This window comes from Paenibacillus sp. IHBB 3054 (genome assembly GCF_051594305.1).
In the GTDB taxonomy this organism is placed as follows: domain Bacteria; phylum Bacillota; class Bacilli; order Paenibacillales; family Paenibacillaceae; genus Paenibacillus_AQ.
Genome location: NZ_JBOFBG010000032.1, coordinates 39,618 through 53,674, shown reverse-complemented (window position 1 = coordinate 53,674; position 14,057 = coordinate 39,618). Strand labels below are relative to the sequence as shown.

Annotated in this window: 16 protein-coding genes and 1 pseudogene; 2 read left to right on the top strand and 15 right to left on the bottom strand. The window is 46.9% G+C overall.

Annotation, left to right across the window (positions count from 1 at the left end):
• Positions 1-86 precede the first annotated feature (86 nt).
• Positions 87-842, top strand: coding sequence for an MBL fold metallo-hydrolase (locus ACQ76X_RS26160; protein ID WP_438496690.1), 756 nt, complete (start codon positions 87-89; stop codon positions 840-842).
• Between the two features lie 121 nt (positions 843-963).
• On the opposite strand, the gene ACQ76X_RS26155 is transcribed toward ACQ76X_RS26160, so the two are convergent.
• The 15 genes and pseudogenes from ACQ76X_RS26155 to ACQ76X_RS26085 all read right to left on the bottom strand — a co-directional run bounded on the left by ACQ76X_RS26155 (position 964) and on the right by ACQ76X_RS26085 (position 13,035).
• Positions 964-1,824, bottom strand: a complete 861-nt coding sequence (locus ACQ76X_RS26155; RefSeq protein ID WP_438496689.1) for a beta-1,6-N-acetylglucosaminyltransferase — start codon at positions 1,822-1,824, stop codon at positions 964-966.
• Positions 1,825-1,906: 82 nt separating this feature from the next.
• The gene (locus ACQ76X_RS26150) at positions 1,907-2,782 is read right to left on the bottom strand and encodes a VOC family protein (RefSeq protein WP_438496688.1); all 876 of its coding nucleotides are present in this window, start codon (positions 2,780-2,782) and stop codon (positions 1,907-1,909) included.
• A gap of 295 nt (positions 2,783-3,077) precedes the next feature.
• On the bottom strand, positions 3,078-3,683 hold the full coding sequence (locus ACQ76X_RS26145; protein ID WP_438496687.1) for a hypothetical protein: 606 nt from the start codon (positions 3,681-3,683) through the stop codon (positions 3,078-3,080).
• Positions 3,684-3,813: 130 nt separating this feature from the next.
• On the bottom strand, positions 3,814-4,995 hold the full coding sequence (locus ACQ76X_RS26140; RefSeq protein WP_438496685.1) for a PQQ-binding-like beta-propeller repeat protein: 1,182 nt from the start codon (positions 4,993-4,995) through the stop codon (positions 3,814-3,816).
• A 69-nt stretch (positions 4,996-5,064) separates the two neighbouring features.
• Positions 5,065-5,791: pseudogene (locus tag ACQ76X_RS26135) on the bottom strand (metallophosphoesterase family protein).
• A gap of 42 nt (positions 5,792-5,833) precedes the next feature.
• Positions 5,834-6,220: a hypothetical protein gene (locus ACQ76X_RS26130; protein ID WP_438496684.1), complete on the bottom strand. Its 387-nt coding sequence runs from the start codon at positions 6,218-6,220 to the stop codon at positions 5,834-5,836.
• Positions 6,221-6,231: 11 nt separating this feature from the next.
• Positions 6,232-6,783, bottom strand: coding sequence for a GNAT family N-acetyltransferase (locus ACQ76X_RS26125; protein ID WP_438496683.1), 552 nt, complete (start codon positions 6,781-6,783; stop codon positions 6,232-6,234).
• 16 nt (positions 6,784-6,799) lie between these two features.
• Positions 6,800-6,979, bottom strand: a complete 180-nt coding sequence (locus ACQ76X_RS26120; protein WP_038590313.1) for a hypothetical protein — start codon at positions 6,977-6,979, stop codon at positions 6,800-6,802.
• A gap of 421 nt (positions 6,980-7,400) precedes the next feature.
• Positions 7,401-7,823 carry an Rrf2 family transcriptional regulator gene (locus ACQ76X_RS26115; RefSeq protein ID WP_438496681.1) on the bottom strand — a complete coding sequence of 141 codons (423 nt, stop codon included), beginning with the start codon at positions 7,821-7,823 and terminating at the stop codon, positions 7,401-7,403.
• A gap of 64 nt (positions 7,824-7,887) precedes the next feature.
• Positions 7,888-8,703: a hypothetical protein gene (locus ACQ76X_RS26110; protein ID WP_438496680.1), complete on the bottom strand. Its 816-nt coding sequence runs from the start codon at positions 8,701-8,703 to the stop codon at positions 7,888-7,890.
• Positions 8,704-8,730: 27 nt separating this feature from the next.
• A complete protein-coding gene (locus ACQ76X_RS26105; RefSeq protein ID WP_038590304.1) occupies positions 8,731-9,315 on the bottom strand; it encodes a DJ-1/PfpI family protein in 585 nt (194 codons plus the stop codon).
• 32 nt (positions 9,316-9,347) lie between these two features.
• Positions 9,348-10,094 (bottom strand): type I methionyl aminopeptidase, encoded by a 747-nt coding sequence (gene map / locus ACQ76X_RS26100; protein ID WP_438496679.1) that lies wholly within the window; start codon positions 10,092-10,094, stop codon positions 9,348-9,350.
• 385 nt (positions 10,095-10,479) lie between these two features.
• Positions 10,480-11,109, bottom strand: coding sequence for an SGNH/GDSL hydrolase family protein (locus ACQ76X_RS26095; protein ID WP_438496678.1), 630 nt, complete (start codon positions 11,107-11,109; stop codon positions 10,480-10,482).
• A gap of 269 nt (positions 11,110-11,378) precedes the next feature.
• The gene (locus ACQ76X_RS26090) at positions 11,379-12,557 is read right to left on the bottom strand and encodes an NAD(P)/FAD-dependent oxidoreductase (protein ID WP_438496677.1); all 1,179 of its coding nucleotides are present in this window, start codon (positions 12,555-12,557) and stop codon (positions 11,379-11,381) included.
• 40 nt (positions 12,558-12,597) lie between these two features.
• Positions 12,598-13,035 (bottom strand): DUF1641 domain-containing protein, encoded by a 438-nt coding sequence (locus tag ACQ76X_RS26085; protein WP_438496676.1) that lies wholly within the window; start codon positions 13,033-13,035, stop codon positions 12,598-12,600.
• A gap of 327 nt (positions 13,036-13,362) precedes the next feature.
• Between ACQ76X_RS26085 and ACQ76X_RS26080 the strand changes: the two genes are divergently transcribed.
• Positions 13,363-13,980, top strand: coding sequence for a nitroreductase family protein (locus ACQ76X_RS26080; protein WP_438496675.1), 618 nt, complete (start codon positions 13,363-13,365; stop codon positions 13,978-13,980).
• The last annotated feature ends 77 nt before the right edge of the window (positions 13,981-14,057 follow it).

Sequence of the window (14,057 nt, the reverse complement as noted above, 5' to 3'; positions counted from 1 at the left end):
TTTTCAGTATGATATGCATTAGCCTCACAGCATGAATCTTATCAAGCATGGGAGCACGGGCTCACTAACTTTTTAGGAGGAACATTATGCTTATCGCCAAAGGAATAGACATGCTTGAGATTTCCGTTCAAGTTATGGGCGAAACAGAAACGATTTACCCCACCCTGCTTTGGGACGGACAAGCCGCCACTCTTGTAGATACAGGTTACCCGGGGCTGCTGTCCACATTTAGGAAGGCTGTGGAAGGAACCTCTGTACCCTGGAATCAGCTGCGCACTATCCTGATTACCCATCAGGATCTCGATCATATCGGGAGCCTGCCCGCTCTGCTGGAGCAGGCTGAAACCGAGCTGACCGTACTGGCGCACGAAATTGAGAAGCCTTATATTGAGGGTGATAAAATGCTGCTCAAGCATACGCCGGAAGCGCTGGCTGCCGCCGAAGCCATGCTGCCGCCTACAGTGCCGGAGGAATGGAGGAATGCCTTTCTCTCCGTGCTTGCCCATCCACCAAAAGGAAGAGTCGATCAAACGCTCATTGGCGGGGAACGGCTTCCTTGTGGCGGTGGAATCACTGTGATCCATACGCCCGGCCACAGTCCCGGGCATCTGAGCCTGTATCACCAGGCTAGCTGCACACTGATTGCTGCTGATGCTCTTACGGTGCGCGGCGGAGAACTGTATGGGCCAGATGCTGCGGCGACACCCGACATGGCTACCGCACTTGCTTCTTTGCAGAAATTCGCCGATTTGGAGATCCGGCAGGTGATTTGCTATCACGGAGGATTGTACCGCGGCGATGCAGGCCGCCGGATCGCCGCGTTGTCACAGGGGGAAGCGTAACTGGATGCAGAACAAGCAGGAGGCAAGGCCGGTAGATCCGGCCTTGCCTCCTGCTGAAATCCCGTCCGCTCCCGGTAATCGAATCAGGATTGAAGAGCTTTTGACCCCGTGGTCCTAAGGTTCAACCCTTTTGCTGAAGATCCTCGACAATACTGCGGTCTACGTCCAAGTCAAACTTGCGGCCCCAGAAGCATCCCTGTCCTTGTGTGCGGATTCGTTCGTAATCTACTGCCCTGAGCGTTCTTGGAAACTCCGGTCCGGTCTCCCAGTCTGTATAACGTTTGATTTCATTCACTACATTATCCTTAAACGGACTGTTCAAAATAATCGAATGGAAGAATATTTCGTCACCGCAGAATGAGTTCTTAAACAAACGGATGTAACCTGGAGAAGTACGGGTGAATTCCAGAATATACTCCATGCACTCACCGGTCATCGACATCCAGTTTGAGCCTTTATATAGTTTATCCGGGAGATGCTTCAGACTCCGCTTAAGCCAAGGCACCGACATCACCAGATTAATGTACCGGTTGCGCACCTCGGAGACTGCTTTTACCCGCGATACAAGAAATTTTGGATAATAGACAGAAACCCGATAGTAGCAGCCCCACATCTCCGCTTCATTAGGCAGTTGCAAATACTTCACAAATTCCTTCCCCTCGTTCTTCTGGAAGAACTCCACAATCGTTCCATTGGAGACAAGGGGCAAATCCTGCCCGCTTATGATATGAATGTAATTATAGTAACCCTGCTGCTTAATCAGCTCAAAACCTTTAAGAATGCATTCAATCTGGCTGTAATGTCCCCACTGCACTTCAACAGGATCTTTTACAAAATGAATATGTTCACGGTGAACAATTTGCTCTTCTATGCCGCTCTTCTTGTCTACATGCAGGAAAAAATCCACATGTTCATCACTTAAACGATCAATCAGCAAATTGATCTGCTCAGGATTTTTATGACAAAGGATTACGTATGCCATTTTGAATTTCTGCAAAATTTACACCCTTTCACTCATTCATTTCCAATTATTATAGGGGAATGAGTGAAGATGGACAAGCAAATTATTCCGATTGCGAGTTCACCATCAGCTTCAAACCGATGTTCCATGGATCTTTGAGCGATACGATGCCGTCTGCCTCAGTTACTGTATAACCAGCCTCCCGCATACGCTCAGACGCTTCCGCCAGCTCCTGTCTGCTTGACAGCAGCAGTGTAAAATAATCGATGCCGGGTGCATCAGACGGAGCCGCCGGAGCACCCTGCCCCGCCCAAATATTGAGGCCCATATGGTGATGATAACCTCCCGCCGAGATAAACAGCGCCGATTCTCCATAATGGGTTGTTGGCTCAAAGCCCAATGCATCCACATAAAATTTCTTCGCTTGGTCAAGATCACCTACATGAAAATGCACATGTCCGATCACGGTGCCAGCAGGCAGGCCGTTCCAGGTTAAGCCTTCAGCAGCGGAAAGCAGACCGTCGACATCTACCGGGTCCGTAGTCATAATATAATCCCCTTCTGCATCGCGTTTCCATGTATCACGCGGCCGGTCCCGGTACAGTTCAATCCCGTTATTGTCCGGATCCTGAATGTACAGCGCTTCACTTACGAGATGATCCCCCTGGCCGATATGAATCCCAGAGTCAATCAGATTGCGCAGCGTGAGACCCAGGCTGGGGCGGTCAGGCACCAGAATGGCGAAGTGGTACAAGCCCGCTGCCGAATTCCGGCGCAGAATTTGCGCGCCTTCGATCTCCCGCAGGATGAGCAGCACATGCTGCCCGTCTGCCGTCATCTCTACCTGGCGCCCGGTCTGGCGCAAGATCTGCAGTCCCACAACATTCTGGTAAAAAGCGAGCGAACGCTCCAAATTGCTTACTCTTATCTGAACTAAACCAATTTGCACACCCTCATGCAATGTCGCTGTTGCCGTCATAATATCTCCTCCTGAATAAATGCTGGTGTCCGTGACTAGCCGCTTATTGGAGCTTAGTCTTTACACCTTACATTTTTGCAATTCACACTTGTAACTGTTTCCGTTACACATTAACTAACTTTAGTATAGTAGCGCTCCATAAGTTTGTCAATTACTTTCAAAAAGAAAAGCCACTGACCTGAAAACCAGGGAGTGACTTTTGTTAGCTATTAGCACGATTGAATGGGAAGCAGTTTCCATCCGTTTTTATGAATCATTTAGCATAAGTTATCAACATCTCAGAAGCAACCAAATATTACACAGTATCTGGACGTTCATCGGGATACGTTCTTCCGCAAACAACTGGTACAAGCGTTAGTCCGAAAGTACCTAAAGCATACGATAATCTTGGATGTCCTTCATGGATATATAGAGCTATTGCCATTATAACGATAGGCAAAACCGTAATACAATCATTATAATTGTTTCCTCCATTTTCATTGTATTTCACACAAGTCTCTTCGACAATTTTTTTAGCCAGCTTTGAAGGATCAGCAAAAGATTGAACAAGCTCCTTTATACCTTCTACAACAGCTTTAGCAGTTTTTAAATACGAATCAATCACGTCGGAAGTCCAGGTTTTAAAGTTGTTCATTAATCCTATCATATTTGTTCTAAGTGAAAGTATATATGGCCCTTCTTCTATTCCTGAATTATTCAGCAAGTGGGTCAATCCACCCATTAGACTTTCTCTTGAAGCTTGAAGATTTTCAAAAGGATTAGAAACATCTAACATGTCCCTCAACTTAGGAATAACCGTATTTCCTAGACCAATACCGAGTAAATCAATTCCTTGTAACCTTTTTAAATCATCTAACGAACCAATCGATACCCCTTCGAAGGGGTTTTTGAATCTTGCCATACCTAATTCTCCTTTAAATACTTTTATTATTACATTCTCCACAGATCTGTTTTTTATGCTCCTTGTTTAATTCATATATTTGAACGAAAAAAAGCAGCCACCATAAATAACGATAGCTGCTTCCATTTGATTAATTTATCTGCGCTAATTTGTACTGAACTAATTGGTAACCATTTTTCACTGAATACAGATAACCATCACCAACATAGTAATAATTTAGTTGTTTCTCATCATATGGCACATGATAAATAATCTCTAGTGTAGTTGGATCGATTACGCTTTTCCAGTCTTCCGAGTAAACCATAATTTTGTTATCAGAAGTCTCCAAAACTACATTCATAGGGTCGCTGACCTGTAGTGCCTTTTTTAAAATGAGTCCCTTTTCTCCAAAAACACTCAACTCTTCATTCTCGTATACTGCATATTTTTCGCCGATGGATTGAACAGAAGCATTTCCAGTAATATCCCGTACCCACATAGTCTTCCCTTTTGAATCAATGGCTAATAATTGATTACCCGTTTTAGGTAAATTCATTCTGATGAGTATATCACTTTTATTTATCCGCCAAGACATTTCGTTAATATATATCGTTGCCCCTGCAGGAGGGGTATAGGTGAATAATCGATTAAGCTTTGGTCCGTACACTTCAAGCTTAGATTTCCCAAAAGATCCAATTTGAGAGACAACGTATTGCCCATCTATAATTGTGTAAATTCCTGTTAACAGGCGTTCTCCCACCTTTTTTCCGTCTGGGCCATATGCATACGATACGGGCGTACGGTTGCCCTTGGAGTCTTGTTTACTCGGGTTGACTATTAGCAAAGTGCCATCACTCATCGAATATAACTCTTCGGCATCGGGAACGTTAATCACCCAATTCTGCTTCCCGGAGGAATTAACAGAATATAATTTAGATCCGCTCCCGTCTTTCACCAAGGCGTAGACAGAACCGTTTTTGCTATATGCTAAGTCGGAAGTACTCCAAGGATAAGGCATTCCTTTTTTATAAAATTCAAATGACCATCTTTTCTTGCCTGTAGTTTTATCGACCGCAGAAACTACACTAACCATCCAGCTTTTTGTCTCTGAGTTAACCCAGGTATTGGTATGAATATAAACTGTATTTGTATTGGGCAAATGGTAAGGGGCTTGTAAAAACATATCTAGCTCCGAATCATGTGAGATGTTCCATAGAGGCTTGAGATCGTTACTTGAAGAGGCGCCGTAAGCTGCAGATGCCCATCCACTAAATGAAAGGATTAGTGCAATAATGGTGCTAAAAATCATGGTTGTTGTTTTCGGTTTATGCATTGTTTTCCCCCAATAATCTTCTTTAGTTTAACACTCTCATTATTTTCTAGAAGTCTTTTGTTTTCAAGCTCATCCCTTGCCTCTATATTCAGCAGTTCTAAGCTCCTTAATATAGGGTTCCAAGTCAGGCATCTCCGATGCCTGCGCCTGCTGCACAGCTAGCTCAATATCGTAGGGCACTCTGACGAATTGCAGATTTAACGGTGCCAATGCACGGTCTTGATACCTTCCCTCCATAACTAAATACGAGGCCTGGGTAAGATCGAGCGGATTCCCTACACTGCCTACGTTCAGTAACGTCCTTCCGTCCAGATGCTGAAGGTACGCATTATGAACATCCCCATATCCGGCTATATCCGCCATGATTGGTTCCTTGCACAATCCGGAGGGCAGGAACAGGGATAAACGCTGTTCATAATCATCCCAGGGCTGGACCCGCTCATTTAAGCTCCGCGGTGAGGCATGGAATAAACGGATGAACTTTCCGCTCATCCAGAATTCAATCGAGAACGGCAGGGAGTTCAGATAATTCAGGCGGTCTTGGCCGAGCAGCTCCCGATGCCATTGTACAACGGCGATTTCGCTGGGCCGGCCGATGAATTCATCCCAGTTGCCCATCACAACTTCTTCGCAGTGCTTCTTCACCAGATCAACTGCCAGGTCTGAGCTAGGTCCTTTGCCGACAATGTCCCCGAGACAAAAAATCCGGGTGATATTACCCGTGTATATCCGCGAGTACCGCTTCAAGAGCCGGCACATTGCCATGAATATCAGAAATAATTGCAATTTTCTCCACTGAAGTTCCTCCGTTTGGGTCCATTCTTATTGTCTTGCTTAATCATTTCAGCAATTTGATGCCGCTGTATATTCTCTTCTCTGCGGTGGCTGTCCGAATCCAGTTCAATAAGTCCTCCCTGGTGAACAAGAACTCGTCATCAATTTTAAAATAAGGAAGCTTTGCTTTTGTAAAAGGTCCATTATTACTCAGAATTGCATTTTCCGCTTTCATAATATTGAGCACCTGCTCTTCTTCCAGCCCCAAAAAATATGCGGCCCCCTGAAGCGTCATTAATGCCTTGTCCTGTTGCTGCAGCAGAGTATTCTGGGCTTGCAAAGCGCTTCCGCTGCTCCCCGCCTTTTCATGGCTGATGACCAGGCAGCCGACAATAAAACAAACACCAAGAATAAGGCTGGCCCCCAGTATAGATAAATGGTTATTTTTCATAAAGTATCCCCTTATTTCGTACTGCCCGCATATTCAATGAGCCAGCAGTCCCTGAATTCTCCCTCATGCCATTCATGCTCTACAAGCAGCTTCCTCCGCACAAAACCAAGTTTCTCATACACTCTCAGCGCCCGGTGATTCCAGCATTGCGGGTCCATCACAATTTTGTCCGCCTGCTTCGACTCGGTAAGATATTTAACCGTCTCCCCCACGAGCTGCGAACCAATTCCTTGATTCCAAAATGCAGTTTCGCCGATAAACTGGTCCATGCCGTAAATTCTGCCTTCAAAATCCGTATACCCGTACTCCGCTTTCTCTTCAGCATCAATAGGATAGAACTGTATGTATCCAACATCCTGCGATTTATAGCAGACAATCCCGCGCGTGATTTCCCCGGCTTCCTCTTCATAAAAGTGCTCCAGCACCATCGCCATTGTATGCGGACGGTCACGGCCTTCATAATACTCTAACAGAAGCGGATCGGAAAGCCATTTCACAAGCAGCTCCGCATCGGGAGGGGCCAGTCTTCTAACGCTTAGTTCCTGATTGTGATATAAGATCATTGCAAAGCTCCCCCTTTTACAGGCGTTTATCAATAATATGCTTATTCTCCTTAATTTCTTTGCGCAGCAGCCTGATCTCCTGAATCAAAATATCCAGTTTGTGCGATGTTTTCGAATCATCTATCGCTTTTCTAATAATCAGCATAAATACCAAGAGGCTTAACAAGCCTAGAATCACAGCCAGAAAGGTCATCATTCAAATCCCATCCTCTTTCACAAAAATCATTCCATTTCGCATGTCTTGTGTCAGTCTAATTCATTTGGAATATTGTGTAAAGCTCCTGCTACGTTATCGCGCTCTCCATTTCCTTATACAGGAACAAAAAAGTGACCCTGCCAGCGTCCGGCAGGGTCAAGGTCTATTATAAGGGGGTCATGTGACTACTATAACCGGCAAAGCTTAAATCCGGATGAAAATTTAATAAAGGTTTGCTGAATTTTGTAGAATCATCGGATTGCAGCAAACCCAAAAAATTGGAGCCTGCCGAGGCACGGCAGGCTCCTAGCAAAAATGCATCCACTGGGGGGTGGAGATCTTTAATATACTCCTGAAACCTTAAAGAAACATAAGTTTTTGCTAAAAGTTTACTTAAATTACTCTTAATCCCCTTCCCTGCTCAGTAAACAGGGATCTGATTTATAATCTGGTCCAAGGTAACCTCCTGCAGCACATTCTCCATCGCTCTCTGGGCGAGGGAGAATACAGGCACGATGGCACCGGCGATGTTCTTGCCAACCGGACAATCGGGATTCGGGTGCTCATGCACGGAGAATAAGGAATCTTCCTCCACCGCATTAACCGCCCGATAAATCTCCAGCAGCGTGATCTCAGCTGCAGTGCGGTTCAGCTTGGCTCCGGCCACACCGGGACGGACATCAACCAGTCCCGCTTTGTTCAGCATGCCTGTAATTCTGCGTATGACCACCGGGTTGGTATTGACACTGCCAGCGATCCATTCGGAGGTGCTTTTGCCTTCCTTGTTGCTGTCGATTAACGTAAGAATATGAATAGCCACCGCAAACCGGGTGCTAATGTTCATGGAAATCTCTCCTTTATTGCCCTAAACAAAAGAATGCTTTGGATGCAACAATAATAGTTACATTTTAGCACATTGTCAATGCTGTGAGGAGGTCCGCAACCTGGTCCGGATATTTTTTACTCAGCCGGGCTTTGCCCAGATTGCTCTTCACAATCTTCAGCATCCGGGGATCGCCGCTCTGTGCAAATCTGCGGAGCATAGCAAAACCCGCTTCCGGCTCGCTGGCCACAAACAGACTGAGACTATATTCTAAACCCTTGGACAATACGCGATAATGCTCCCGATCGCCTTGTCCCGGCTCAGAGGAGAGGATGCCTTCCATAATGCCGCCGGCCATATCCAGGCTATACCGTGCGTTGATCTGCTCCTTGAGCAGCGGCGGATGGGCTAAAGCGGCAACAAAGGCGCGCTGTTCCAGCAGTGTAGCCTCCGCTTTCCATGAATCCAGCAGTCCCTTCAGAAGCGAAAAATCATATTCTCCAATGGTCTGCAGACCGATCGCCGCGGCCTCGCGCAGCCGCCATCTGGAATCATTCATGGCAGTCTTCAGCAGGCCTTCTGTCAGGGTACGCCGCACTGCATCAGCATACCCGTAATGCGCGCAGCTGGCCTGTACAGCACAAAAAGGCAGAAACTCGCGGGGATCATTAGCAGCAGCCTCGTGGTCCGAAATAAGCGCCCATGAAGAAAGCATTGCCCATGAGGTCTCCGTTACAGAAGGCCGGGCAAAAGACATCGCGAAGCTCTCTGCCAGTTCCAGATTGGCCCGTGGTCCGGGCAGGCCGCTCCCGTCCAGCATATAACCGGCAAGCAGGGACCACTGCTCCTCCGTCTCCATCCATTCCCGAATCGGCACTGGCACCGTCTTAGTTACAGTCATCCTAATACCCCCGTTTTCCTGCACAGCTTATTGCCGCTGTACAATGCCCTGCATCACATAAGGATAATCAATTTGCTTCTTCACGGATAGCATGGCCTCTTCACCGGCAAGCAGTGACATGACATGCAGCCCCAAATCAATGGAGGCAGACACCCCTCCACCGGTAATTATACTGCCGTCCTGTACAATCCGTGTCTTCACCACACTGCCGCAATAGGGCGCCAGCAGATCGTACGCAGCGGGATGCGTCGTTGCACTGCGTCCCTCCAGAAATCCGGCGGCTCCCAGCAAGAGAGAGCCTGTGCATACAGAAACCTTATAAGGCACATTGGCGGCTCCCCGCAGCCAAGAGATAAAGGACTCATCGGTCCGGAGCCTTCTCGTTCCCATCCCGCCGGGTACGAAGACTAAATCATATTGCGACAGATCCGGCAATACTGTGCCGATCTTGACCGTAAGCCCCAGCTCATCGGTCACTTCTTCCGCAACACCGCAAATATCCCATTCCAGCCCTTCACCTGGGGCGAATTGTCCCAGCCGGTAGATAACATCATAGAATCCGGCAAAATCGAGAAAAGTAATTCCATCAAAAAGAATAAAGGCCATCTTCAACTTCGCTCGCTCCTCTTACCCTCGGCAGGGTTCTATGCGCTTGTCAGAATAATCGGTTTGCCCTTGGTCACTATAATGGTATGCTCATACTGGGCTACCCGGCTATTGTCCTTCACACTCAGTGTCCACCCGTCCGACTGCTGTTCTACAAAGTCAGCTCCGGTAGACAGGAACGGTTCAATCGTAATGACCTGACCTTCTTTAAGCACCGTAGTTACCCGCGGATTATAAAACGGGAGAATTTCGAAAGGCTTCTCATGCAGTGATTTGCCGATGCCGTGGCTGCATAAATTGCGTACGATTTTGTAGCCGCGTTTGCGGGCTTCACTCTCCATCACTCTGCCAATCTCATTCACCTTCATGCCTGCTCGAAGATGATTGATTACGCTCATCATGGTTTCCTCCGTGCTGCGGCACAGATGTACAAGCTCCTCGTTATAGGGCGGCAGTTGAAAAGAAACGCCGGAGTCACCGTAATAACCGTTAAGTTCGGCCGATACGTCAATATTAATCAGATCACCGGGGTTAATGACGCGTGAGCCGGGAATGCCGTGAGCCACCTCTTCATTAATGCTGATGCAGGTGCTGCCCGGAAAATTATAGGTAACCTTCGGAGCCGATTTCGCACCAAATTGCTCCAGGATCTTCGCCCCCACCGCATCAAGCTCGGCGGTCGTCATACCTGGTTTTACATGTTTCTTCATCTCGGCGATAGTGTAACCTACCACCTTGCCGGCTGCTTTCAGACCTTGCAAATCCTCTGCTGTATCGCTCGTCATTCTTTTAACATTCCTCTCGCTCTATAAGATGTACTTGATATTTATTATTTCGGTATAGATTGTTAACTTCTTCATTAATAATGTATTCCTGATACACTTCGCCGAACACTAGCTTCATCTTGAGGTGTGTGCTGACGCCCGATGGCTCTGAGGATTTCTTCCGTTTATTCAGGCATCGCCATGAGCTTGTTAGATGAAGTATCGGTAATAATATGTACCCTACAATTATAACAGTCTTCAGGTGTAGAGTGAAATGTCCGTGCATTGGTCTCCCTCATCCAATCTTCAGCTCCGCACATCAAAAAAAGACCGGTCCGCTATAAAATAACGGATCGGTCCCTGAACACGCTCAGATGGGATAGCTTTAACAAAATAAATAGGCGCTCTAGTTAATTGCTCCTACCGCTTTCAGCCAGGCTTCGGCAATAAGGGCATGTCCGGCCGAAGAAGGATGCACGCCATCCCCTGCCCAGAACGCTGGCTCCGCTTTAACGGAAGCCGCAGCGAACAGGCCGTCGAGCGGAACCAGCGGGGCCCCGTACTCACGTGCCAATTCACGCACAACATGGATTTTGGGATCCAAATCCTGACGCCAGTTCTTGCGGTCTTCCGGCACAGGCAGTACGAACGGCTCAATCAGCACCAGCTTGGCATCCAGCGCACTCATTGTACGCTCGATCAAATCACGATAAGCGGCTTCAAACTCGGCAGCAGTAGTTTCCTGGCCGGAGTCAAAGCGGCGCCAGGTATCATTAATCCCGATATAAATGGACACCCATGTCGGCTTCAAGTCCAGGCAATCCTTATCCCAGCGCTGCTGCAAATCCGTAATGCGGTTGCCGCTGATTCCCCGGTTAATGAACGTCAGATTCTTCTCCGGATACTGCAGCCCGAGACGTGCGGCGGCCATCATTGCATAACCTACGCCCAGTGATGAAGCGTCTTCATAATTGCGCCCACAATCGGTGATACTGTCACCCTGGAACAAAATGATATCGTTTTCTTTAAATCCCATGTTTAAATCCTCCTATAAAACCACTGAATGGTATAAACATATTCCATTATATCAAATAGAATTTCTCCGGACACCCTCAATTATGGTAGGATTTCAAAGCGCACTACGCATTGTGAACTTATTTAATTTCATTCCCAGTTATTAACTATGTAATTCAGCACAGAAAAAAATCCCCTTCCAGCACTCGCACCTCAAAAAAAATCAGGTGTTTTCGGGTAACTAAAAGGGGATCCTATGAACTGGCTTCCAGCAAAGCTGGCTAATGAATATTAATACGCCAGACTGAACAAACCTTTGATATGTGTCAGATAACGGATGTTGCTTGCTTCTTTCATCATCGTTGCAGGCAAGCCTTTCAATGGCGTTGAGTTGCCGCCGATAATAGCAACCCCGTCTTTACGGCCCAGGCTGGCGAGTGTGCCCGAATTGACCGGACTAAAGGTATCCAGCGATTTATTGTTCAGGTGAGCATACAGATTATAGCCAATCAGCTCACCCATCTGCCAGGCGATTTGTGCAGTCGGCGGATAAGGACGGCCGTCCGGAGCAAATACAACAGCACTGTCACCGGCAACAAATACATCGGGATGCGATGTGGATTGCAGGAACTCATTTACCGTTGCACGTCCACGGTTAACTTCAAGACCGGATTCACCGATCAGCGGATTTCCTTGTACACCACCGGTCCATACGAACGTGTTGGCCACAATTTTCTGGCCATCCTTCAGATCAATGGTGTTGCCCTCCACATTGGTAACGGCAAGACCGGTCAAGAATTGTACGCCGCGTGCAGCAAGACTTGATGTAGCGCGTTCGATCAGGTGATCGGGCAGTACCGGGAGAATCTTTGGACCTGCTTCCACGAGCAGCAGCTTGATCGCTTTTTGATCCACCCCATAACGTTTGGTGAGCTTCGGCAGCACGTCGGCAATTTCACCTACAAGCTCAACACCCGTCAATCCGCCACCGCCGATTAGAATCGTCGCGTCAGCTTCATTGCCGGTTTTTGCGTACTCACGGATCCGGTCTTCGATATGACCGTGAATTTTATTGGCGTCGGCAGCCGATTTCAATACCATGCTGTATTGTTCAAGTCCCGGAATTCCAAAATAAGCCGTCGTGCTGCCAAGGCCCGCAACAAGGGCGTCGTAAGTAAGATTCGTGCCATCCGAGAGCGCAATTTGTTTGCTTTCAACGGAGAAGGATTTTACTTTGGCAATTTTAAGATCAATGTCTTTACCGGCAAAAAGCTTCGCCAGCGGCATAGCAACAGCTTTCTCTTCCACGCTGCCTGCGGCAAGACGATGCAATTCGGTAATAATCTGGTGGGTTGGATACTGGTTGACAACTGTGATCTTTGCTTCAGCCTTGCTCATATATTTGCGCACAGTCAAGGCACTCAGCAATCCGCCGTAACCTGCTCCTAGAATAACGATATGTTTTGACATATGATGTTTCCTCCGTCCTTACGTATGAGATTAGAATTAATTATTTCTGCTGGCTGCGTTCGCCGCTGACTTGCAGGTAAGCATTCATAAAGCGGAGAAGCTTCTGAACCTGCGGATCCTTAATCATCTTCATCATTCCGAACACGCTGATCGTCTCGGTGCTTTCATTCGCCCGGTCTTTCGCCTCGATCACAGTAGCCGCCATATTTTTGACGGAACCTACTACCGGCTCGGCAATTTCTTTAATAGCGCCCACTGTATCATTCTTAAGTACTTCATCGGATGCAACCGACTGTACAAAGTCCATAGACTTCGTTAATACACCTACAAGCTGTGTAAGCTGCGGCAACTGTTCTATCAAGGTGGTTAAAGATTCCTGAACTTCCGACTTCAAAAGCTGATCCAGAACATCCTCTTTGGTTAAAGAGGCTTTCGGTGCTTCCTGTTCAGGAGTGGTTTGCGTAATTGTTTCTGACATTGTTGGACTCTCCTCTGCATTAGCTTGTAACACTTGATAATAGTCAATTCAATAACCCATGCGTCTATTATAACACCCATTATGTAATAAACGTCACAATCTTTTTGCCTTTATAACCTTATTTTGTGATTATAATCACTTCTTTTCTATCGTTTTTATTAATTATCTTCTATTTGAACTTAATTTCACGATTTAGTGTAATACATCATTGACGATTCTCAATTGCCGTGCTATCTTAAGCTAGTAACCATTAGTAAGTTAGTTTATTTACATAAGTTATTGATATTTATTAACTATCAATTTTATAAACATTTGGAGGTATTTATCATGAGTACTTTTACAGATTTGGTGCAATCCCGCAGATCAGCTATGAATTTCGTGGAAGGGATCAAGATCCCGCAAAACGAGCTGGAGGACATGTTCTCTCTCACCCGGCTCGCCCCTTCAAGCTACAATTTGCAGCATACACATTACAAGGTGATCAGCGATCCGGCACTGAAGGAGGAAATCCGCAAAGGTGCTTATAACCAATATAAAATCCACACGGCTTCCGCCGTTATTATCGTGCTAGGAGACAAGCTTGCCTATCAGCAGGCACCGGAAATTTACAGCGGACTGAAATTACTTGGCGCTATGAGCCAGGAGGAATATGACAACACCATTCAATCCATTAACGATGCTTATGAAGGAAATGATGCTTTCCAGCGTGATGAAGCTATTCGCAACGCCTCCCTGTCTGCCATGCAGTTCATGCTGATTGCCAAGGATAAAGGCTGGGATACCTGCCCGATGATCGGCTTTGATCCCGATGCCATCAAGGCCACCCTCAATATCCCGGACCATCTTGTGCCGGCTCTGATGATAACCATCGGCAAAGACTACCAACGCAAGATCAGACCACGCGGCTACCGCAAGCCGGTGAATGAGTTTGTTGAATTCTTCTGAAATGGACCCTTTCAATCTGCAAAAAGGCCTTGCCGCAATATCGCGGCAAGGCCTTTTGTGATAATAACAACCGGTTA

Excerpts from the sequence above, each read along its gene's own strand:
- ACQ76X_RS26150 (WP_438496688.1), bottom strand. The coding sequence starts at position 2,782 with ATGACGGCAACAGCGACATTGCATGAGGGTGTGCAAATTGGTTTAGTT.
- ACQ76X_RS26160 (WP_438496690.1), top strand. The coding sequence starts at position 87 with ATGCTTATCGCCAAAGGAATAGACATGCTTGAGATTTCCGTTCAAGTT.
- ACQ76X_RS26115 (WP_438496681.1), bottom strand. The coding sequence starts at position 7,823 with ATGAACATTAGCACCCGGTTTGCGGTGGCTATTCATATTCTTACGTTA.
- map (WP_438496679.1), bottom strand. The coding sequence starts at position 10,094 with ATGACGAGCGATACAGCAGAGGATTTGCAAGGTCTGAAAGCAGCCGGC.
- ACQ76X_RS26085 (WP_438496676.1), bottom strand. The coding sequence starts at position 13,035 with ATGTCAGAAACAATTACGCAAACCACTCCTGAACAGGAAGCACCGAAA.
- ACQ76X_RS26120 (WP_038590313.1), bottom strand. The coding sequence starts at position 6,979 with ATGATGACCTTTCTGGCTGTGATTCTAGGCTTGTTAAGCCTCTTGGTA.
- ACQ76X_RS26090 (WP_438496677.1), bottom strand. The coding sequence starts at position 12,557 with ATGTCAAAACATATCGTTATTCTAGGAGCAGGTTACGGCGGATTGCTG.
- ACQ76X_RS26155 (WP_438496689.1), bottom strand. The coding sequence starts at position 1,824 with ATGGCATACGTAATCCTTTGTCATAAAAATCCTGAGCAGATCAATTTG.
- ACQ76X_RS26130 (WP_438496684.1), bottom strand. The coding sequence starts at position 6,220 with ATGAAAAATAACCATTTATCTATACTGGGGGCCAGCCTTATTCTTGGT.
- ACQ76X_RS26125 (WP_438496683.1), bottom strand. The coding sequence starts at position 6,783 with ATGATCTTATATCACAATCAGGAACTAAGCGTTAGAAGACTGGCCCCT.
- ACQ76X_RS26095 (WP_438496678.1), bottom strand. The coding sequence starts at position 11,109 with ATGGGATTTAAAGAAAACGATATCATTTTGTTCCAGGGTGACAGTATC.
- ACQ76X_RS26110 (WP_438496680.1), bottom strand. The coding sequence starts at position 8,703 with ATGACTGTAACTAAGACGGTGCCAGTGCCGATTCGGGAATGGATGGAG.
- ACQ76X_RS26080 (WP_438496675.1), top strand. The coding sequence starts at position 13,363 with ATGAGTACTTTTACAGATTTGGTGCAATCCCGCAGATCAGCTATGAAT.
- ACQ76X_RS26140 (WP_438496685.1), bottom strand. The coding sequence starts at position 4,995 with ATGCATAAACCGAAAACAACAACCATGATTTTTAGCACCATTATTGCA.
- ACQ76X_RS26145 (WP_438496687.1), bottom strand. The coding sequence starts at position 3,683 with ATGGCAAGATTCAAAAACCCCTTCGAAGGGGTATCGATTGGTTCGTTA.